The following is a 19,515-nucleotide window of genomic DNA, read 5'->3' as shown; positions in this document are numbered from 1 at the left end:
CCTGCATGCGTGACACGCGGGAGCCCGTTGCCAGCGCAGGTTGCGGTCGTCGCCGATGGCCAGCCGCGCCTAGTCCACCTGGCGAAGAATCTTGCCCAGTGTCTCCACCATCTGCACGATCTGCGCTGGGGTGACGATCAGCGGCGGTGACAGTGCGATGACATCGCCGGTGACGCGCACCAGCAGGCCGCCCTCGTGGAAACAGCGCTCGAAGACGTCGTAACCGCGCGCGCCTGGGGCGCCGTCGCGTGGTGCCAGCTCGATCGCGCCGATCAGGCCGATGTTGCGGATGTCGATCACATGCGGCGAGCCGCGCAGGCTGTGCAGTGCGTCTTCCCACTGCGGGCCAAGCGTGATCGCGCGCGTGAACAGCTCTTCCTCGGCATAGGTGTCCAGCGTGGCAATCGCCGCTGCACAGGCCAGCGGGTGGCCGGAATAGGTATAGCCGTGAAAGAGCTCGATCGCGTTTTGCGGCCCGTGCATGAAGGCATCAAAGATCGCATCGGCCACCAGCACCGCGCCCATCGGCACGGTGCCGCTGGTCAGGCCCTTGGCGGCGGTGATGATGTCCGGGGTGACGCCGAAGCGCTGCGCAGCGAATGCATTGCCCACGCGGCCGAAACCGGTGATCACCTCATCGAACACCAGCACGATGCCGTGGCGGTCGCAGATGGCGCGCAAGCGCTGCAGGTAGCCCTCCAGCGGCAGGATCACGCCGGCCGAACCGGACACCGGTTCGACGAACACCGCGGCGATGGTGGACGCATCGTGCAAGGCGATCAGCCGCTCCAGATCGTCGGCCAGCTCCGCGCCGTGTGCGGGCAAACCACGCGCATAGGCGTTGCGCTGCAGATCCAGCGTGTGCCGCAGATGATCTGTGCCGGCCAGCAGCGGGCCGAACCATTTGCGGTTGTTGGGCAGCCCGCCGATCGACATGCCGCCGAACCCGACACCGTGGTAGGCCTTCTCGCGGCCGATGAAACGGGTGCGCTGGCCTTCGCCGCGCAGCCGGTGATAGGCCAGCGCGATCTTCATCGCGCTATCCACCGCTTCCGAGCCGGAGTTGGTGAAGAACACATGGCCCAAGCCCGGTGGGGCGATCGCGGCCAGCCGCTGCGCCAGCACGAAGGGCAGCGGCGAGCCCATCTGGAAGGTCGGCGCGAAATCCAGCGTGCCGGCCTGTTCGCGGATGGCTGCCACGATGCGCGCCCGGCTATGTCCGGCATTGCAGCACCACAGGCCTGCCGTGCCGTCCAGGATCTGGCGGCCGTGCACATCGCGGTAATACATGTCCTGCGCCGAGGCCAGCAGGCGCGGCCGTGCCTTGAACTGGCGATTGGCGGTGAACGGCATCCAGAAAGCATCCAGCTGCGTCGGTGCCTGCAGCGCATCGGCGGTATCGCTGGGAAGGTGGTGGGGCATGGCAGGCTCCATCGTGCAGGATCGCTCGACTGTACGCAGCCGGCACCTCGTCCGTCACCTGAGATGCCGGCACGCGCATGGGAACGGCCGGCGCGTCGTGCGTACTCCGGTAGACGGGGCAGGGAGCGGACGACGCCAGCACCCACCACAGCGCTGCGCGTGCAGCCGGTGCGGCGGGAACGGTTTCGCGACGCGGTTGGCGAAGTGCAGACAGACTAGTCAATTAGTCGCAGCTGCGGCCGCTAGCACCAAGGCACGCTTACGCGGCATGGGTGGTAGCGGCGCTTTGCAACACAGCAGGGCGCTGGCGAGCATTGCAAACAGGCACGGATCGCCGATGATGCGCCAGACGACCGCCAGTTGGGCCTGGTCGGTGTCGCTGCCCGTATCGCAACGCGTTATTTGATTGCAGCTATCAATCGTATTCGGAACGGCCGACAGGACGTCGCCATCGCCCGCGAGGCGTTGGTGGTAGTCCTGTCAGCTGTGCTTTCGCAGTTCATCGTTGGTTTTTTGGGGGAAATGAGAATGACGCAAGGGTCCACCGTGGCGACAGCCAGCGGCGCAGACGCCGGTTTACTGTCCAAGGAGCGCATCATTGCGCGGCCGGGGTTCAATCGTTGGTTGGTACCGCCGGCAGCATTGGCGATCCACCTGTGCATCGGCATGGCCTACGGCTTCAGCGTGTTCTGGCTGCCGTTGTCCAAGGCGCTGGGCATCACCGAGTCGATCGCGTGCCCGGCCGAGATGGGCCTGTTCGCGCGCATGGTGGCCACCACCTGCGACTGGAAGATCAGCGAATTGCAGTGGATGTACACGCTGTTCTTCGTGTTGCTGGGCGGCTCGGCAGCGATCTGGGGCGGCTGGCTGGAACGGGCCGGCCCGCGCAAGGCCGGCGTGGTCTCGGCGCTGTGCTGGTGCGGCGGCCTGGTGATCTCGGCAGCCGGCATCCACTTCCATCAGATCTGGATGCTGTGGCTGGGTTCGGGCGTGATCGGCGGTATCGGTCTGGGCCTGGGCTACATCTCGCCGGTGTCGACCTTGATCAAGTGGTTCCCGGACCGTCGCGGCATGGCGACGGGCATGGCGATCATGGGCTTTGGCGGCGGCGCGATGATCGGCAGCCCGTTGGCCGATGCGCTGATGCGCCATTTCGCGACCCCCACCTCGGTGGGCGTGATGGAAACCTTCCTGGTAATGGCGGCGCTGTACTTCGTCTTCATGATGGCGGGCGCGTTCGGTTATCGCGTGCCGCCGAGCGGCTGGACCCCGGCCGGCTGGACCGCACCGGTGACCAGCAGCAATGCCATGATCACCGCCAACCACGTGCACGTGAAAAAGGTCTGGGGCATCCCCCAGTTCTGGTTGCTGTGGGGCGTGTTGTGCCTGAACGTCTCGGCCGGTATTGGTGTGATCGGCATGTCCTCGCCGATGTTGCAGGAAGTGTTCGGTGGCCGTCTGATCGGCGTGGATGTGGGTTTCGCCAGCCTGGATCCGACCCAACTGGCCAGCATCGCGGCCATCGCGGCCGGCTTCACCGGGTTGCTCAGCCTGTTCAACATCGGCGGCCGGTTCTTCTGGGCCAGCATGTCCGACAAGCTCGGCCGCAAGAACACCTACACGTTGTTCTTCGTGCTGGGCATCTGCCTGTATGCAGCGGCTCCGTCGGCTGGCGGCATCGGCGGCATCGCGCTGTTCGCGGGCATCTTCTGCATCATCCTGTCGATGTACGGCGGCGGCTTCGCCACCATCCCGGCGTATCTGGCCGACCTGTTCGGTACCCAGATGGTCGGTGCGATCCACGGCCGGCTGCTGACCGCCTGGGCGACCGCCGGCATCCTGGGCCCGGTGGTGGTGGGTTACATGCGCGAGTACCAGCTGGCCCACGGCAGCCCGCCGTCACAGGTCTACAACACCACCATGTACATCCTTGCCGGCATGCTCGTGCTCGGCCTGATCTGCAATCTGTTGGTGCGCCCGGTGGCCGCGCGTCACTTCATGACGCCCGACGAACTGGCACGCGAAAAGCAGCTGGCCCACGAAAAGGTCGACCGCACCGGACACGGCGTGATTCCACCGGAACAAATGGCACGCATCGGTCATGGTGGCAACCCCGTACTGGTCGCGTTTGCCTGGCTGGCGGTGGGTATCCCGATGCTGTTCGGTATCTGGGTCACGCTGCAAAAAGCCTTCGTGCTGTTCCATTGAGATGAGATGACCAGTCCGTCTTCCCACTCCGTGCGTCCCGGCACTGTGGTGCGCACGGTCCGTCGCCATCGCGGCGGCCGCAGCGCCACGGTGCAGGATAGGGTGGCGGCCGAGATGCCAGTCGCCTTCATCTACAACGGCGTGCCGTTCGCGGTGATGATGGCCACGCCGGAGGACCTGGAGGATTTCGCACTCGGGTTCTCGTTGAGCGAAGGCATCGTCGATCACGCGCAGGACTTGCGCGTGATCGCGGTGGAGACGTTTCTGGAAGGCGCTTCGCTGCAGATCGAAATTCCGCCCGAGCGGGCAGCCGCGCTGGACCAGCGGCGGCGCAATCTGGACGGGCGCAGCGGTTGCGGGGTGTGCGGCAACGAATCCATCGAAGCGGTGCTGCGTGTGCCACCGGTGCTGCACTCGTCCCTGCAGATCGACGTGGATGCCTTGGCAAATGCATTGGATGCGTTGCACGCACGGCAGCCCATCGCCGCGCAGACCGGCGCCGTGCATGCGGCCGGTTGGGCCGATGCGCAAGGCAATGTGCAGCTGGTCCGCGAAGACGTGGGCCGGCATAACGCGCTGGATAAATTGATCGGTGCATTGGCGCGCGCGCGCATCGATGCATCGCACGGGTTCGCGGTGGTCACCAGCCGCGCCAGTTACGAAATGGCCATGAAAGCCGCGCAGGCCCGGATTCCGCTGCTCGCAGCGATTTCGGCGCCTACTGCGCTGGCGATCAGCCTGGCCGAAAGTGCGGGACTGACCCTGATCGGGTTTGCCCGCGATCACGATTGTGTCGTTTACAGCCATCCGCAGCGCCTGGATCTTGGCGTTGCGGTGGGAGAGCCCGCATGAGCAAGAAAACCATCAAGCAGTACGACAATCCCGCGGGCGGCTGGGGCGCATTGCGCTCGGTGGCCAAGCACCTGATGGAACAGGACATCGCCGTGCAGGGCGCCAAGACGCTGCTGCACGCAAACCAGCCGGACGGCTTCGACTGCCCCGGTTGCGCCTGGCCGGATCGCGACCACACGTCCACCTTCGAATTCTGCGAAAACGGCGCCAAGGCCGTGGCGGCCGAGTCCACCGCACGTCGCGCCGGGCCGGAGCTGTTCGCTTCGCACACCGTCAGCCTGCTGTCGCAATACAGCGACTACTGGCTGGAAGGGCAGGGCCGCCTGACCCACCCGATGCGCTACGACGCTGCGACCGATCACTACGTGCCGGTGAGCTGGGACGATGCCTTTGCGCAGATCGCGCGGCATCTCAATGGCCTGGCAACGCCGGATGAGGCGATCTTCTACACCTCCGGGCGCACCAGCAACGAGGCAGCGTTCTTGTATCAGTTGTTCGTGCGCGAGTTCGGCACCAACAACTTCCCCGATTGCTCCAACATGTGCCACGAGCCCTCCGGCACGGCGCTGCGTTCGCAGATCGGCGTGGGCAAGGGCACGGTGTCGCTGCACGATTTCGAGCTGGCCGACGCCATCTTCATCTTCGGGCAGAATCCGGGCACCAATCACCCGCGCATGCTGGGCGAGTTGCGTCAGGCGTCCAAGCGCGGTGCGGCGATTGCAGCGTTCAACCCGCTGCGCGAGCGCGGGCTGGAAAAGTTCGCCGACCCGCAGGACAAGCTGGAGATGTTGCACAACGGTTCCACGCGCATCGCCTCGGATTATTTCCAGCTCAAGATCGGCGGCGACCTGGCTGCGGTGAAGGGCATCATAAAGCATGTGCTGGAGCGCGATGCGCAGGCGCAGCGCGATGGTACGCCGCGCTTGCTGGACTTGGAGTTCATCCAGGCGCACACCGCCAATTTCGAGGCCTTCGCTGCCGACGTGCATGCGGAAAGCTGGGACACCATCGTCGAAGAATCCGGACTGGACGAAACTGCGCTGCGCAAAGCCGGCGAGATCTACCTCAATGCCGAGCGCGTCATTGCGTGCTGGGGCATGGGGATCACCCAGCACAAGCATTCGGTGGCGACCATCCACATGATCACCAACCTGCTGCTGCTGCGCGGCAACCTGGGCCGGCCCGGCGCGGGCGTCTGCCCGGTGCGCGGGCACAGCAACGTGCAGGGCGACCGCACGATGATGATCTATGAAAAACCGCCGGCCGCGTTCCTGGACAAGCTGCAATCGGTGTTCGGTTTCGCGCCGCCACGCGCAGACGGCTTCGATACCGTGGGTGCGATCGAGGCGATGCTGGATGGGCGCGGCAAGGTGTTCTTCGCGATGGGCGGCAATTTTGCTGCCGCCACGCCGGATACCGATGCCACGCACCGCGCGTTGCGCAACTGCGAATTGACCGTGCATGTCACCACCAAGCTCAATCGCAGCCACCTGGTGCATGGGCGCGATGCGTTGATCCTGCCGTGTCTGGGGCGCACCGAGATCGACATCCAGGATGCCGGCTCGCAAGGCGTGACGGTGGAAGATTCGATGAGCATGGTGCACCTGTCGGCCGGCATCAATCCGCCGGCCTCGCCGGACCTGCTGTCGGAACCGGCGATCGTGGCGCGCATGGCCGAAGCCACGCTGGGCGCACGCAGCGCGATCCGCTGGCGTTGGCTGGTAGGCGACTACGACCGCGTGCGCGATCTCATCGCGCAGGTGTTCCCGGACTTTGCCGGGTTCAACGAGCGCGTGCGTACGCCGGGTGGATTCCGTTTGTCCAACACCGCCCGCGATCGGCAGTGGGTGACGCCGGAACAACGCGCGGTGTTCAAGCCGCATGCGGTGCCCACCGACAACCCCATCCATCGCGCGCGTCGTAGCCACGCCGAGCAGATGGTGTTTACGCTGGCCACCACGCGTTCGCACGATCAATACAACACCACCATCTATGGGTTGGACGACCGCTATCGCGGCGTGTTCGGCGAGCGCCGTGTGCTGTTCATCAATGGGGCGGACATCGCGGCATTGAACATGAAGGCGGGCGATTGGGTGGACCTGGAAAGCCTGTGCGAGGACGGCGTGCGCCGCGAGGCGCGGCGTTTCCTGTTGGTGGACTACAACATCCCGCGCGGCTGCCTGGCCGCGTATTACCCAGAAACCAATGCACTGGTGCCGTTGTCCAGTTTCGCCGACGAGGCACGTACGCCGACCTCCAAGTCGATTCCGGTGATCGTGCTGCCGCACCGCGCCGAAACCGCCGACGCGGCACCGCGCGATATCGGAGCGGTGCTTGTCCGCTGACCCACAGCTCACCGTGCAGCTGCTGCAGGTACTTGCCGACGCGCCCGATGGCGTGTCGCTTGCCAGGTTATGCAAGCACCTGGGGGTGCGCATGAGCGTGCTGCTGCGCACGCTCGCCTGGTTGGGGACGGCGAACCTGGACGGTCAGCCAGGCCCGGGTTGGGTCCGCGTGGAAGATCGCGGCGAGCGGCAATTTGCGGTTCTCACGTCTGTTGGTTTGATGGAGCAGGTGCAGCGTGCAACGGTGCAAGAGTCGCAGGACGACTGAGCGATTCGTTGGTTACTTTTTTCGCTGCTTACAAGAACGTGCTTGCAGAGTGTCCTGCGATGGTGAGCGGGCAAGGACGCTGGCAGCAAACTTGAAAACGTCGAGTGCGCGGCGCGCTCACTGCTTGCGGGACACGCCGTAAACCCATCCATGGGGGCTCGATGGCGGCATCCATGCCGCCAACGGTTCCGCAACCGGCGAGGACACCGCACCAGACAGTTGGTCGGCGGTTTTATAAAAGCGGCTTGTGGTGCGAAGACGGCGCAGCTTCGCGCTTGAGTGCCGCAACCTAACCGCGCCCAGGCATAGCGAAAGCGGACGTCGCCTGTCGCTTGCACTGACACCCCCGACTATCTCAACTGGTCCTTGCCCGCAGCAAACGCGAAGACCTCACACCTTGCTGGCTAAGTAGCTAATGATTGCGGGCTACGTTTTGTCGGGCACTTCTGCGAGTGCGTCTGTTTCAAGACGAGCAACGCGCAATCCACAACACCGTCGGTCACGTCTGTAACTTTTTACCGACCGGCTAGCCTGCGCAAAGCGCTGCCGGGATCTGCCAGAATCGGCCGTCTTGCTTCCTGGATGCCGATCAACGATGACTGCCGCCGTGCCGCTCGCCACACCCACCAATTCACCCGCGCGCGTGCTGTTCGCCAGCCTGATCGGCACCACCATCGAGTTTTTCGATTTCTATATCTACGCCACCGCCGCAGTGCTGGTGTTCCCCACGCTGTTCTTTCCCGCCGGCGATGGCAGTGCGGCGATGCTGCAGTCGTTGGCGACCTTTGCGGTGGCGTTTGTCGCGCGGCCGGTGGGATCGGCGGTGTTCGGTCACTTCGGCGACCGGGTAGGGCGCAAGGCCACGCTGGTGGCGGCGCTGCTGACGATGGGCCTGTCGACGGTGGCGATCGGCCTGCTGCCCAGTTACGCGCAGATCGGAGTATTTGCTCCTGCATTGCTGGCGCTGTGCCGCTTCGGCCAGGGGTTGGGTCTGGGCGGCGAATGGGGCGGGGCCGTGCTGCTCGCCACCGAGAACGCGCCGCCGGGCAAGCGCGTGTGGTACGGCATGTTTCCGCAACTGGGCGCGCCGCTGGGGTTTTTGTTGTCCACCGGCACCTTTCTGGGCATGGGCGCAGCGCTGGACGATGCGCAGTTCATGCAGTGGGGCTGGCGCGTGCCGTTTTTGGCCAGTGCCTTGCTCGTACTGACGGGGCTGTGGGTACGCCTGAGCATCACCGAGACGCCGGATTTCCAGAAGACGCTGGACCGCAAGACGCGTGTCAGGCTGCCGCTGGGCACCGTGGTCTCGCAGCATTGGCCGGCACTGATCGTCGGCACGTTGGGCGCGTTCGCCACCTTCGTGCTGTTTTATCTGATGACGGTCTTTGCACTGGGCTATGGCACCAAGACACTGGGCTATGACAAGGAACAATTCCTGTTGTTGCAGATGGCCGGCATCGTGTTTTTTGCGCTGGGCATTCCGTTGTCGGCCAAGTTTGGCGACCGGCACGGCGCGCCGCTGGCGATGATGCTGGCCAGCATCGCCATCGTGGCATTCGGCCTGGCGTTTGCGCCGCTGTTTCAGGCCAGCCACCCGTTGCAGGTGCTGGGGTTCCTGTCTTTGGGGTTTTTCTTCATGGGCCTGACCTATGGTCCCTGCGGCACGCTGCTGGCCGAGCTGTATCCCACCGAGGTGCGCTACACCGGCGCGTCGCTGTCGTTCAATCTTGCCAGCATCCTGGGTGCGGCGCCGGCGCCCTACGTGGCCACGCAACTGGCGGCCAGTTACGGCGTGCAATCGGTGGGGTATTACCTGGGCGGGGCGGCGGTGCTGAGCCTGGTTGCGCTGGTAGTGGCGCGACGGTGGCGTCGCTGACCGGAGATCGCGACGGTTGATGGAGTGTCCGGATCGTGCAGCAGCACGGCGGCGCACGATGACGCGATACCGTGAACGCCTCAGTGCGCTGCCGTAGAGCCGTGCTGTTGGTCTGGCTTCTAGCCGAAGATCCGCTTGAGCGTGCGGCCCAGCCAGCCACCGTGCTGATGGGTGCGCGAAAACCGGTCCAGGTGTGCGATCACCTGCGGTGCGTAGGCCTGATCGTCGCCGCGAATATGGTTGAACAGCCAGCGCGAGAGCATGTTGCGCAGCTCGTCGCTGACGTCTTCGCCGGCCTGGAAGCGCAGGCGGTATTCGCCGACCCGTTTGCCGAATACCGCATGCACGCGCTGGTGCGCCTGGCTGAAGGGATAGCCGGCTTCCTGCATCAATTCTTCTTCGAAGGCGAAGTGCGAGAGCGTGTAATCGATCAGTTCGTCGATCACCTCCGCCACTGCCAGTTGCTGCAGACTGGTCTGCGCAACATGCAGCTGATTGATCATGTCCACAATGCGCCGGTGTTGATGATCGATCACCTCGATCCCGGTGTTGAGGTCGTCCTGCCAGACCAGCAGTGCCATCGAAGTCCCTTGCCCAGTGCGATGGGCATACGGTAAGCCGCGCACGCCGGCCGGGCGTTGATCTGGATCAAGGCATGTCGGCAGGCGCGTCATCCGCACGCGCCGCTTGGGCCTGCCGACGATGCAGCATCAGCTTGCCAGACGCACCTGGTTACGGCCGCCGGCCTTGGCCAGATACAGGTGCTTGTCCGCTTCGTTCAGCAGGTAATGCAGCGACTGGTCGCTTTCGCTGGCGATGCATACGCCGATGCTCACCGTCATGCTCAACGTCTCGTCTCCCACGCGCACGCGCAGGGCGCTGATGCGCTCGCGCAGGGTTTCGAAATAGCTGGTGGCGTTGGCGGCATCCAGCCCGGGCACCAACAGGCAGAATTCCTCGCCACCGAAGCGTGCGACCAGATCTTGCGGCCGCGCATGCCCGGACACCGACGCGGCCACCGCACGCAACGCTTGGTCGCCGGCCTCGTGGCCCCAGGTGTCGTTGATGTGCTTGAAATGGTCGATATCCACCATCGCGGCGGTCACCGTCTGGTCCTCCAACAACAGCTTGGGAATGACCCGTTGGCTCTGTTCCAGAAAATAGCGCCGGTTGGGCAGGCCGGTGAGGAAGTCGCGGGTGGCAAGATCCTGCAGCGTGCCGATCAGTTCCAACTGGTCCACGTTTTGCGACACGCGGCAGAAGAATTCTTCGCGCGAAAAGGGTTTGCGCAGGAAGTCGTTGGCGCCGTTCTTCAGGAAACGCGGAATCAGCGACGAATCGCTGTTGCCGGATATGCCGATCACCGCCACCTTGTCGCGCGAGCGGATCGCGCGCAGCCGGCGGGTGAATTCCACGCCATCTATTCCAGGCATTTCCTGGTCGACGATGGTCAGGCGAATGTCGGGGTCGCGTTCGATCGCATCCAGCCCGGCAGCGCCGTCGGCCGCCAGCACCACGCGGTAGCCGTACATCGACAGCAGGGCGCCGGCATAGGTGCGTGCCGACAGCGAGTCGTCCACCACCAGGGCGGCGATCCGGCGATTGCGCTCCAGGCGCTGCACCAGCCATGCCAGGTACTCGATGCTGCCCGGCGCATTCTTCAGCACGTAATCGATGATCTGCTGCTGCAGCACGCGCTGGCGCAGGTCTTCGTCGTACACGCCGCTGACCACCACGGTGGGCAGTTTGCGCGAGAGAAAGAATTCCACGACCTTGTCGCGGTCGCCGTCGACCAGCACCAGGCCGGTGAGGACCAGAAACCAGCCGTCCTCTTCGTCCAATACACGCGCCGCTTCGGCCAGGGTCGAGACGACCGTGACCGGGAGTTCCACGCGTTGCTCGATGGCTTCGCGCAGCATGCTGGTGAACGTGCGCGAGTTCTCCACCAACAGCACGCGCTGCGGCAGGACTGCACTTTCACTATTGCGATGTAGGGTACCTGGGGACATCGGCTGGCCGTCTGGATCGAACCGTCAGGTCAGCTAACGGCCCTGCTCGCCAAAACTTGAGCACCGCGTTCCAAAGCGTGGCGGTCACCACAGCGCATCGCGCAGCCGATACCAGCTCATCGCCGCCACCAGCAGCGGGGTCCGCAGCCGCTGCCCGCCAGGGAACGGGCGGTGGCCGATGCGTTCGAACACGTCCAGGCGCCGGCTCTGGCCGGCGATGGCCTCGGCAATGACCTGGCCGGCCAGGCCGGTGGCCGCCACGCCATGTCCGGAAAAGCCCTGTGCGAAGTACAGGTTGGGCGCCAGCCGGCCCCAGTGCGGCGCACGGTTGCGCGAGATGTCCACGTAGCCGCCCCACAGCGTTTCCAGCGGCACATCGTGCAGTTGCGGAAATACCGTATGCATGCGCTGGGTCATCAGGCGCTGCAAGCCCGCAGGCGGACGCGAGGAGTAACTGGCACGCCCGCCGAACAGCAGGCGGTGATCGGCACTGAGCCGATAGTAATCCAATGCCCAGTTGGTATCGGCGACCGCCATGTCGTTGGCGATCAGCGCGCGTGCACGCGCCTGTCCCAATGGCGGCGTGGCGCCGACATAGGTGCCGACCGGCATGATGCGCCGCTCCAGCGGCGGGGCGATGCCGTGCAGCAGGGCATTGCCGGCGATCACGCCGAACGCGGCGGTCACGTTGCCGTGGGCGGTATGCATCACCACGCGCGCCCCGGGTTGCTGCCTGGTCACGGCCGAATCTTCGTAGATGCGCACGCCGGCGGCCAGCGCGGCCCGTGCCAGGCCCAATGCATAGGCCAGCGGATGCAGATGGCCGCTGGCGGGGTCGAACATGGCGCCCAGGTACAGCGGGCTGTCCAGCATCTGGCGGGTGCGTGTGCGGTCCCACCACTGCAGCGGGTAGTCGTAGCGTTCGGCCATGCGCACGATGCCGTGCTGCAGCGCCTGCACCTGACGCGGCTTCAGCGGCACATGCGCGTGGCCGTCGCGCCAGTCGCAGGCGATGGCATGGCCGGCGATGCGTGCGCGCAGCAGGCGCATGCCGTCGCGCGAGAAATCGAACAACAGGCGAGCATCGTCGTTGCCGACCAGCGCTTCCAGCGTTTCCTGCTCGCACCCGTAGCCAACGATGGCCTGGCCGCCATTGCGCCCTGACGCGCCCCAGCCCACACGTCGGGCTTCCAGCACGGTGACGGCGTAACCGGCCTCGGCCAGCGCCAGCGCAGCGGTAAGGCCGGTATAGCCACCGCCGAGAATGCAGACGTCGGCGTGCTCGGCGCCTTGCAGGCGCGGTTGTTGGGGTAGGGCTGGCGTGCTGCGTGCGTACCAGCTGTCCGGATACCCGTTGCCCGGCGAGTTGCCGTGCGGCAGTGGCGCGAGCGGGCGAGCCATCACACGGTGCGCAGGTACCGCGCGTAATCCAGGTCCGGTACCTGCGCCTGGTAGTCGAGCAGCTCGCGTTGTTTCTGCTGGCCGAATACGTGCTGGAACTGCGTGCCGAACTGCTCGCCGATGAAGTCGCTGCCGAGGAACGCATCCACCGCGCCTTGCCAGCTGCGTGGGGCGAACACCGACTGTGCGTACGCATTGCCGGTGATGGGCGCGGCGGGTTCGGTCGGCTGCCGCAGGCCGTCCAGTATCGCGGCCAGCACGGCTGCAGCGACCAGATATGGGTTGGCATCGGCGCCGGCAATGCGGTGTTCGATGCGGGTGTTGTGCGCATCGCTGTGCGGGATGCGCAGTGCCACGGTACGGTTGTTGAAGCCCCAGCTCGCATCCAGCGGCACGAACGCATTGCTGACGAAGCGGCGATAGCTGTTGGCATGCGGGGCGAACATCAAGAGCGAGGCATCTGCATGCCGCTGTAGCCCGGCGATGGCGTGGCGTAGCGGCTGCGCAGGCGCGTCGGGGGCGCTGGCCAGCACGTTGTGCCCGGCGGCATCGAGCAAGCTCACATGCAGATGCAAACCGCTGCCGGCCTGGCCGGGGAAAGGCTTGGCCATGAAACTGGCCAGCTTGCCCTGCTGCTGCGCAATGGCTTTGATGGTGCGCTTGAGCAGAACCGCCTCGTCGCAGGCCGCCACCGCATCGGCACGGTGTTGCAGATTGATTTCGAACTGGCCGGGTGCGTACTCGGCCACGGCGGTGTCGGCCGGAATGCCTTGCTGTCTGCAAGCGACGGTGACCGCATCGGTGAAGCCACGCTGGTCGTCCAGATCCTGCAGCGAATAGACCTGCGTGCTGTCGCTGCGTTCGCCGGTGATCGGGTCGCGCGGGGTTTGCGGGCGCCCCTGTGCATCGGCCACCGCATCGAACAGATAGAACTCCAGCTCTACTGCGATGACCGGGGTCAGGCCAAGTGCGCCAAACCCCTGCAGCACGCGCTGCAACACCGCGCGCGGGGCGACCTCGAACAGCCCGCCTTCGGGGGTGTGCATCGCCAGCAACAGCTGCGCCATCGGCCGTGGCGCCCAGGGCACCGGGCGTAGCGAGCCTTCGATCGGCCGGCAGATGCGGTCGGCGTCGCCGATCGCGTAGCCAAGACCGGTTTCTTCCACGGTGTTGCCGGTGATGTCGGTGGCGATCAGCGACATCGGCAGGCACACGCCGTCGCGATACACCTTGCGCAGCGCGTCGGCGGTCACGCGCTTGCCGCGCAGCACGCCATTGGTGTCGGGCAGTAACAGATCGACCGACTCGCACCCGGCGATGCGAGAGAGGGTGTGGGCATCGGCAGCGGGCAGGGACGCGACGGAAGTCTCGGAAGCCATGGGCAACACCTGCGAAGTCGCCGCGCAGCGTAGCAAAGCGTGCGTGAGCAATCGCAAGCGCAGTGGCGCGCCTGGCAATGCCGGCGATGGCGCGGTAACTTCGACCGTATCGACGTTCCACCCAACGCACCGGATTTTCGCGCATGGCTGTCGTTCCGCTGGTCGGCCTGCCGACCGATCGCATCCTGCAAGGGCCTCATCGGTTCCTGGCCGCCGGCGAGAAGTACATCCGCGCGGTGGTCGAGGCAGCCGGTGCGATGCCGGTGCTGTTGCCCAGCCTACAGCCGGCATTGGATGCGGGCGCGTGGCTGGAGCGGCTGGATGGGCTGCTGTTGACCGGAGCGGTCAGCAATGTGGAGCCGCATCACTACAGCGACGAGCCCAGCTGGGAAGGCAACCCGCGCGACCCGGCGCGCGATGCCACCAGCCTCGGGCTGATCCCGCAGGCGCTTGCGCGTGGCCTGCCGGTGCTGGCGATCTGCCGCGGGCTGCAGGAAGTCAACGTGGCCTTGGGCGGGCGCCTGCATCAGCGCGTGCACGACGTGCCCGGCCTGGCCGATCACCGGGAAGACGCCGGCACACCGATAGACACGCAATACGGTCCGGCGCATGTGGTGCACCTGCATCCCGGCGGCTGGCTGGCGGGCATGAGCGACAGCGCCCAGGTGTGGGTCAATTCCCTGCACGGGCAGGGCATTGCCACGCTGGCCGAGGGCTTGCTGATCGAAGCCACCGCGCCGGACGGTCTGATCGAAGCGTTCCACGGCCCCGGCCCGGGCTTTCTGCTGGCGGTGCAATGGCATCCGGAATGGCGTGTCACACAGCATCCGTTCTACCGTGCCATCTTTCAGGCCTTCGGCGAGGCCTGTCGCCAATACGCCGCGCGACGCGGCAAGTGAGGTTGCATGTCCATCCGCACACGTTCGCGCAAAACCACGCCCACGCAGCCGGAGAGCGCGCTGCGCCGCTGGCTCAAGGAGCGCAGCATCACCGAGGTGGAATGCCTGGTGCCGGACATCACCGGCAACGCACGCGGCAAGATCATTCCCGCCGACAAGTTCTCGCACGATTACGGTACGCGCCTGCCGGAAGGCATCTTTGCCACTACCGTGACCGGCGATTTCCCGGACGACTACTACGCGCTGACCTCGCCATCGGATTCGGACATGCATCTGCGCCCGGATGCCAGCACCGTGCGCATGGTGCCGTGGGCGGCCGACCCCACTGCGCAGGTCATCCACGACTGCTATACCAAGGATGGCCAGCCGCACGAACTTGCCCCGCGCAATGTGCTGCGCCGCGTGCTGGATGCCTATGCCCAGGCCGAGCTGCAACCGGTGGTGGCGCCTGAGCTGGAATTCTTCCTGGTGCAGAAAAACACCGACCCCGACTTCCCGCTGTTGCCGCCGGCCGGGCGCTCGGGGCGGCCGGAAACGGCGCGGCAGTCGTACTCGATCGACGCAGTCAACGAGTTCGACCCCATCCTGGACCTGATGTACGACTATTGCGATGCGATGGAACTGGACGTGGACACGCTGATCCACGAGTCCGGCGCCGCGCAGTTGGAAGTCAACTTCACCCATGCCGATCCGATGTCGCGTGCGGACCAGGTGTTCCTGTTCAAGCGCACCATGCGCGAAGCCGCGCTGCGGCACGGTGTGTATGCCACGTTCCTGGCCAAACCAATGGAAACCGAGCCAGGCAGTGCGATGCATATCCACCAGAGCCTGCTGCATGCCGGCACCGGCAAGAACGTGTTCAGCGGCAAGCGCGAGGGCGGCTTCAGCGATACCTTCGCGCATTATCTGGGCGGCCTGCAGAAATACATTCCGATGGCGATGGGCCTGCTGGCGCCCAACGTCAATTCTTACCGGCGATTGATGTTCGGCGAGGTGTCGCCGAGCAATGTGCTGTGGGGCTTCGACAACCGCACCTGCGGGCTGCGCGTGCCCATCGATGTGCCGCAGAACATGCGGGTGGAAAGCCGCTTTGCCGGCTCCGACGCCAACCCGTATCTGGCCATGGCCGCGACGCTGGCATGCGGGTTATTGGGGATTGGCGAAAAGCTCGAGCCGACCGCGCCGATCAGCAGCAATGGCAAGGAGCAAGGCTACGATTTGCCGCGCTCGCTGGGCGAGGCGCTGGATGAGCTGGAAGGCTGCGAGGCGTTGCAGGAGATGTTGGGGCGGCGGTTCGTGCGTGCGTACATCTCGGTGAAGCGGAAGGAGTACGAGACGTTTTTCCGGGTCATCAGTTCGTGGGAACGGGAGTTCTTGTTGTTGAATGTGTGAGCTGCGTGATTGAGACCCGTGCCGAGCGTTTTCCTTCTCCCGCCCGAAGGGCGGATGAGGGTGCGGTGTCGGGTGGTGTTGAAGCGTGGCTTGTGCCTACGCGTTTTTGGTGATTCAAATTTAAAGCAGAGCTTTCACGCCCTTCGGGCGCGAGTCACTTTCTTTTTCTTTGCTTGTGCAGAGAAAGTAATCAAAGAAAGCACACCCCGTCCTCGCGCCCTGCGCGCCTTCGGCGCTACGGGTGCGCAAGTCCGGCAGAAATTTTTGTAAGGGACATCCATGTCTCTACAAAAACCTCGCGCATCCATGCGCGCCGCCCTGCGTAGGCGAGTCAGTGCTGGTAGGAAGCCGAAAGCGTCGTCGAAATGTCCAGGCCGCCTACGTCGCCAAACGTTTCCTTCTGCCATCGGGACATTGTCCTTCTTCATGGGGGAGAAGGTGCCCGAAGGGCGGATGAGCGCGACGTCGGCGGCAGTTGAAGTTCTCGAGGCCGACTTGTTTGCCGGGCGTGCAAGGGATTGGCCGGGCGATCTGCAAAGCCGTCCACGGTCCGGCAACGGGGCCTGGGTATGCTGGTAACTCCTCATGCGCGGAGCAGGTCGTGGATCCTTCGGTGCTCAAGGCGTTGCAGCAGCTCGACGCCGCCCATCATCTGCATCCGTTCAACGACAATGCGGCGTTGGCGCAGAAGGGCACGCGCATCCTGACGCGCGGTGAGGGCGTGTACGTGTGGGATGCCGATGGCAACCAGTTGCTGGATGCGTTCGGCGGATTGTGGTGCGTCAATGTCGGCTATGGGCGCAAGGAACTGGCGCAGGCAGCGGCAAGGCAGATGGAGCAGCTGGCGTACTACAACAGCTTTTTCCAGTGCACCACCGAGCCCACCATCCAGTTGGCGGCCAAGCTGGCGGAGTTGGCGCCGGGCGATCTGAATCATGCGTTCTTCGCCAATTCCGGGTCCGAGGCCAACGACACCATCCTGCGCCTGGTGCGGCATTTCTGGGCCGTGCAGGGGCAGCCGCAAAAACGCATCTTCATCGGCCGCCATGATGGTTATCACGGCACCACCATGGCCGGCGCCAGCCTGGGCGGCATGAAGGGGATGCATCAGCAGGGCGGGTTGCCGATTGCCGATATCCACCACATCGCACCGCCGTATCACTTCGGCGATGGCCGGAAGAGGGATCCGGAGGAATACGGGTTGCTGGCGGCACGTCGTTTGGAAGACAAGATTCTGGCACTCGGCCCGGAACATGTGGCCGCGTTTATCGGTGAACCGATCATGGGCGCGATCGGCGTCTACATCCCACCGCGCAGTTACTGGCCGGAAATCGAGCGGATCTGCCGGCGCTACGACGTCTTGCTGGTCGCCGATGAAGTGATCTGCGGTTTCGGGCGTACTGGCGAATGGTTCGGTGCGGAGTATTTCGGCTTCCAGCCCGACGTGATGACGCTGGCCAAAGGCATCACCTCCGGCTACATCCCGTTGGCGGCAGCCATGTTCAACGACCGCGTGGCCGGTGTGCTCAAGACCCAAGGCGGCGAGCTGGCGCACGGTGGCACCTATGCCGGGCATCCGGTGTGCGCGGCGGTGGCGCTGGAAAACCTGCGCCTGCTGCAGGACGAAGGCATCGTCGAGAACGCGCGCACGCAGATAGCGCCGTACCTGGCGCAGCGCTGGGCCGCGCTGGGCGAGCACCGGCTGGTCGGCGAGGCACGCATCGCCGGGCTGGTCGGGGCGCTGGAACTGGTGCCGGACAAACAGCGTCGCGGTGCGTATTTCCCAAGGCGCGGGCGGGTAGGGGCGATGTGTCGCGATTTCGCGCTGCGCCGCGGTCTGATCCTGCGCGCGACCTACGATGCCATGCTGCTGTCGCCGCCGTTGATCATCACCCGCGCGCAGGTCGACGAATTGTTCGACAAGGCCTGGGCTGCGCTGGACGATACCGCGCAGGCGCTGGGTCGATAGCTCCCGCAAAACCTCCCTCCGCACAGCATCGGGCAGCGACGAGGTCGCTGAGCACGCATGCGCCGGCACGATGCCATCGCGGCAACTGCCGCGCTCGCCAGCCGGCAAGCCCTATCTGTGCCGGCCTCGCTGCGCTGGGCAAACCGGGGCGCAGTGGTAGGCTGGGAAGAGACCGGATTCGAGACCGGCCGCCCCATCGCGCTGCCTGGAGACCCACATGACGCTGCGACTGCTCGCCCTGACGCTGTCCATCACCCTGCTGTCCGGCTGTGGCGGCGCTGGCGCGCCCGGCAGGACCGACGCGCAGGCCAAGGTGCTCAACGTCTACAACTATTCCGATTACATCGCCGAAGACACCATTCCCGCGTTCGAAAAGAGCACCGGCATCAAGGTGACCTACGACGTGTTCGACAGCGACGAAATGGTGGAAACCAAGTTGCTGGCCGGCGGCAGCGATTACGACGTGGTGGTGCCCACGCTGAACTTCTTCGGCCGGCAAATCCAGGCCGGCGTCTTCCTGCCGCTGGACAAGAGCAAGATCCCCAATCTGGTCAATCTGGATCCGGACGTGATGCGCCGCATCGCCGCGCAGGACCCGAACAACGCCTATGGCGTGCCGTACATGATCGGCACCACCGGCATCGGCTACAACGTCGACAAGCTCAAGGCGATCTTCGGCAACACCGATGTCGCCAACAGCTGGGATCTGGTGTTCAAGCCGGAGAATCTGTCCAAACTCAAGGACTGTGGCGTGACCATCCTGGACACGCCTTCGGACATGATTCCCATCGCGCTCAATTATCTCGGGCTCGATCCGCACAGCACCACGCCGGCCGAGATCGAAAAGGCCGCCGCGCTGATCAAGACCATTCGCCCGTATGTGCAGAACTTCCACTCCAGCCAGTACGTCACCTCGCTGGCCAACGGCAACACCTGCCTGGCGGTGGGCTGGTCCGGCGACATCATCCAGGCGCGCGACCGTGCCGTGGAAGCCGGCAACAACATCAAGGTGGCCTACGCCATTCCGAAGGAGGGCGCGCCGCAATGGTTCGACATGCTGGCCATTCCCAAGGATGCCAAGCATCCTGACAACGCCTACGCCTTCATCAATTATCTGTTGAAGCCGGACGTGGCCGCGGCCAATACCAACTTCATCCATTACGCCAACCCGGTGCGCACCGCCACGCCGTTGGTGGATGCGGCGATCCGCAACGACACCACCATCTACCCGCCTCCGGAGGTGACCGCCAAGATGTTCACCTATGCCATCAATCCGCCTGAAGTGGACCGGCTGTACACGCGGCTGTGGACCGAGATCAAGACCGGGCATTGACCTGCTGCGTTGACGGCGGGTGCTGCGCCCGAGCGCAGTGCTGCCTCGTGCAACGGCCCATGCCGCGGGCCCGGCGCACGGCGTAGGGGTGGCACCGTCGGGACCTGGTAGGCCGATTGCCAGCTGACTGGCTCATCACGCAATCTGTACCGGGCAGTTCAA

The 19,515-nt window shown here is 65.0% G+C and carries 15 protein-coding genes; 9 read left to right on the top strand and 6 right to left on the bottom strand.

Annotated elements, in window-relative coordinates:
- Nucleotides 1–69 precede the first annotated feature (69 nt).
- Entirely contained in the window at nt 70–1,434 is a 1,365-nt protein-coding gene (locus J7367_RS20285) for an aspartate aminotransferase family protein (protein WP_176215040.1), read from the bottom strand.
- 207 nt (nt 1,435–1,641) lie between these two features.
- Nucleotides 1,642–1,824: a hypothetical protein gene (locus J7367_RS22565; protein WP_081027471.1), complete on the bottom strand. Its 183-nt coding sequence runs from the start codon at nt 1,822–1,824 to the stop codon at nt 1,642–1,644.
- Nucleotides 1,825–1,950: 126 nt separating this feature from the next.
- Here J7367_RS22565 and J7367_RS20280 point away from each other — a divergent pair, with 126 nt between their 5' ends.
- The 5 genes from J7367_RS20280 to J7367_RS20260 all read left to right on the top strand — a co-directional run bounded on the left by J7367_RS20280 (nt 1,951) and on the right by J7367_RS20260 (nt 8,971).
- Entirely contained in the window at nt 1,951–3,630 is a 1,680-nt protein-coding gene (locus J7367_RS20280) for an OFA family MFS transporter (RefSeq protein ID WP_057659072.1), read from the top strand.
- Between the two features lie 6 nt (nt 3,631–3,636).
- Entirely contained in the window at nt 3,637–4,482 is an 846-nt protein-coding gene (fdhD, locus tag J7367_RS20275; RefSeq protein ID WP_057659069.1) for a formate dehydrogenase accessory sulfurtransferase FdhD, read from the top strand.
- Entirely contained in the window at nt 4,479–6,827 is a 2,349-nt protein-coding gene (locus tag J7367_RS20270; RefSeq protein WP_007972339.1) for an FdhF/YdeP family oxidoreductase, read from the top strand. The genes fdhD and J7367_RS20270 overlap by 4 nt, the downstream gene beginning before the upstream one ends.
- Nucleotides 6,817–7,095, top strand: coding sequence for a hypothetical protein (locus J7367_RS20265; RefSeq protein WP_022559366.1), 279 nt, complete (start codon nt 6,817–6,819; stop codon nt 7,093–7,095). The genes J7367_RS20270 and J7367_RS20265 overlap by 11 nt, the downstream gene beginning before the upstream one ends.
- A 595-nt stretch (nt 7,096–7,690) precedes the next feature.
- Entirely contained in the window at nt 7,691–8,971 is a 1,281-nt protein-coding gene (locus tag J7367_RS20260) for an MFS transporter (protein WP_007972338.1), read from the top strand.
- Between the two features lie 119 nt (nt 8,972–9,090).
- Here J7367_RS20260 and J7367_RS20255 read toward each other — a convergent pair whose 3' ends face one another.
- The 4 genes from J7367_RS20255 to J7367_RS20240 all read right to left on the bottom strand — a co-directional run bounded on the left by J7367_RS20255 (nt 9,091) and on the right by J7367_RS20240 (nt 13,760).
- Complete coding sequence (locus J7367_RS20255; RefSeq protein WP_005915313.1) at nt 9,091–9,552, bottom strand: bacteriohemerythrin; 462 nt, start codon at nt 9,550–9,552, stop codon at nt 9,091–9,093.
- A gap of 129 nt (nt 9,553–9,681) precedes the next feature.
- Nucleotides 9,682–10,980: a diguanylate cyclase gene (locus tag J7367_RS20250; RefSeq protein WP_057659068.1), complete on the bottom strand. Its 1,299-nt coding sequence runs from the start codon at nt 10,978–10,980 to the stop codon at nt 9,682–9,684.
- Between the two features lie 84 nt (nt 10,981–11,064).
- The gene (locus tag J7367_RS20245) at nt 11,065–12,384 is read right to left on the bottom strand and encodes an FAD-binding oxidoreductase (RefSeq protein WP_174232335.1); all 1,320 of its coding nucleotides are present in this window, start codon (nt 12,382–12,384) and stop codon (nt 11,065–11,067) included.
- The gene (locus J7367_RS20240; RefSeq protein WP_057659062.1) at nt 12,381–13,760 is read right to left on the bottom strand and encodes a glutamine synthetase family protein; all 1,380 of its coding nucleotides are present in this window, start codon (nt 13,758–13,760) and stop codon (nt 12,381–12,383) included. The genes J7367_RS20245 and J7367_RS20240 overlap by 4 nt, the downstream gene beginning before the upstream one ends.
- Before the next feature lie 143 nt (nt 13,761–13,903).
- Between J7367_RS20240 and J7367_RS20235 the strand changes: the two genes are divergently transcribed.
- From J7367_RS20235 to J7367_RS20220, 4 genes are all read left to right on the top strand, one after another.
- Complete coding sequence (locus J7367_RS20235; RefSeq protein ID WP_057659060.1) at nt 13,904–14,659, top strand: gamma-glutamyl-gamma-aminobutyrate hydrolase family protein; 756 nt, start codon at nt 13,904–13,906, stop codon at nt 14,657–14,659.
- Between the two features lie 6 nt (nt 14,660–14,665).
- Nucleotides 14,666–16,051 (top strand): glutamine synthetase family protein, encoded by a 1,386-nt coding sequence (locus J7367_RS20230; RefSeq protein WP_007963778.1) that lies wholly within the window; start codon nt 14,666–14,668, stop codon nt 16,049–16,051.
- A gap of 601 nt (nt 16,052–16,652) precedes the next feature.
- Nucleotides 16,653–18,020, top strand: coding sequence for an aspartate aminotransferase family protein (locus tag J7367_RS20225; RefSeq protein ID WP_057659058.1), 1,368 nt, complete (start codon nt 16,653–16,655; stop codon nt 18,018–18,020).
- 217 nt (nt 18,021–18,237) lie between these two features.
- Nucleotides 18,238–19,353: a polyamine ABC transporter substrate-binding protein gene (locus J7367_RS20220; protein ID WP_007963776.1), complete on the top strand. Its 1,116-nt coding sequence runs from the start codon at nt 18,238–18,240 to the stop codon at nt 19,351–19,353.
- Nucleotides 19,354–19,515 lie beyond the last annotated feature (162 nt).

The sequence above is a fragment of the Xanthomonas sp. D-36-1 genome, from assembly GCF_017746155.1.
GTDB classification, from domain to species: domain Bacteria; phylum Pseudomonadota; class Gammaproteobacteria; order Xanthomonadales; family Xanthomonadaceae; genus Xanthomonas; species Xanthomonas cissicola.
Note: the sequence above shows the minus strand (reverse complement) of the source record. Positions and strands in the feature narration are given on the sequence as shown.

Coding starts and splice junctions, on each gene's coding strand:
- J7367_RS20285 (WP_176215040.1), bottom strand. CDS start 1,434: ATGGAGCCTGCCATGCCCCACCACCTTCCCAGCGATACCGCCGATGCG.
- J7367_RS20280 (WP_057659072.1), top strand. CDS start 1,951: ATGACGCAAGGGTCCACCGTGGCGACAGCCAGCGGCGCAGACGCCGGT.
- fdhD (WP_057659069.1), top strand. CDS start 3,637: ATGACCAGTCCGTCTTCCCACTCCGTGCGTCCCGGCACTGTGGTGCGC.
- J7367_RS20270 (WP_007972339.1), top strand. CDS start 4,479: ATGAGCAAGAAAACCATCAAGCAGTACGACAATCCCGCGGGCGGCTGG.
- J7367_RS20260 (WP_007972338.1), top strand. CDS start 7,691: ATGACTGCCGCCGTGCCGCTCGCCACACCCACCAATTCACCCGCGCGC.
- J7367_RS20255 (WP_005915313.1), bottom strand. CDS start 9,552: ATGGCACTGCTGGTCTGGCAGGACGACCTCAACACCGGGATCGAGGTG.
- J7367_RS20250 (WP_057659068.1), bottom strand. CDS start 10,980: ATGTCCCCAGGTACCCTACATCGCAATAGTGAAAGTGCAGTCCTGCCG.
- J7367_RS20240 (WP_057659062.1), bottom strand. CDS start 13,760: ATGGCTTCCGAGACTTCCGTCGCGTCCCTGCCCGCTGCCGATGCCCAC.
- J7367_RS20235 (WP_057659060.1), top strand. CDS start 13,904: ATGGCTGTCGTTCCGCTGGTCGGCCTGCCGACCGATCGCATCCTGCAA.
- J7367_RS20230 (WP_007963778.1), top strand. CDS start 14,666: ATGTCCATCCGCACACGTTCGCGCAAAACCACGCCCACGCAGCCGGAG.
- J7367_RS20220 (WP_007963776.1), top strand. CDS start 18,238: ATGACGCTGCGACTGCTCGCCCTGACGCTGTCCATCACCCTGCTGTCC.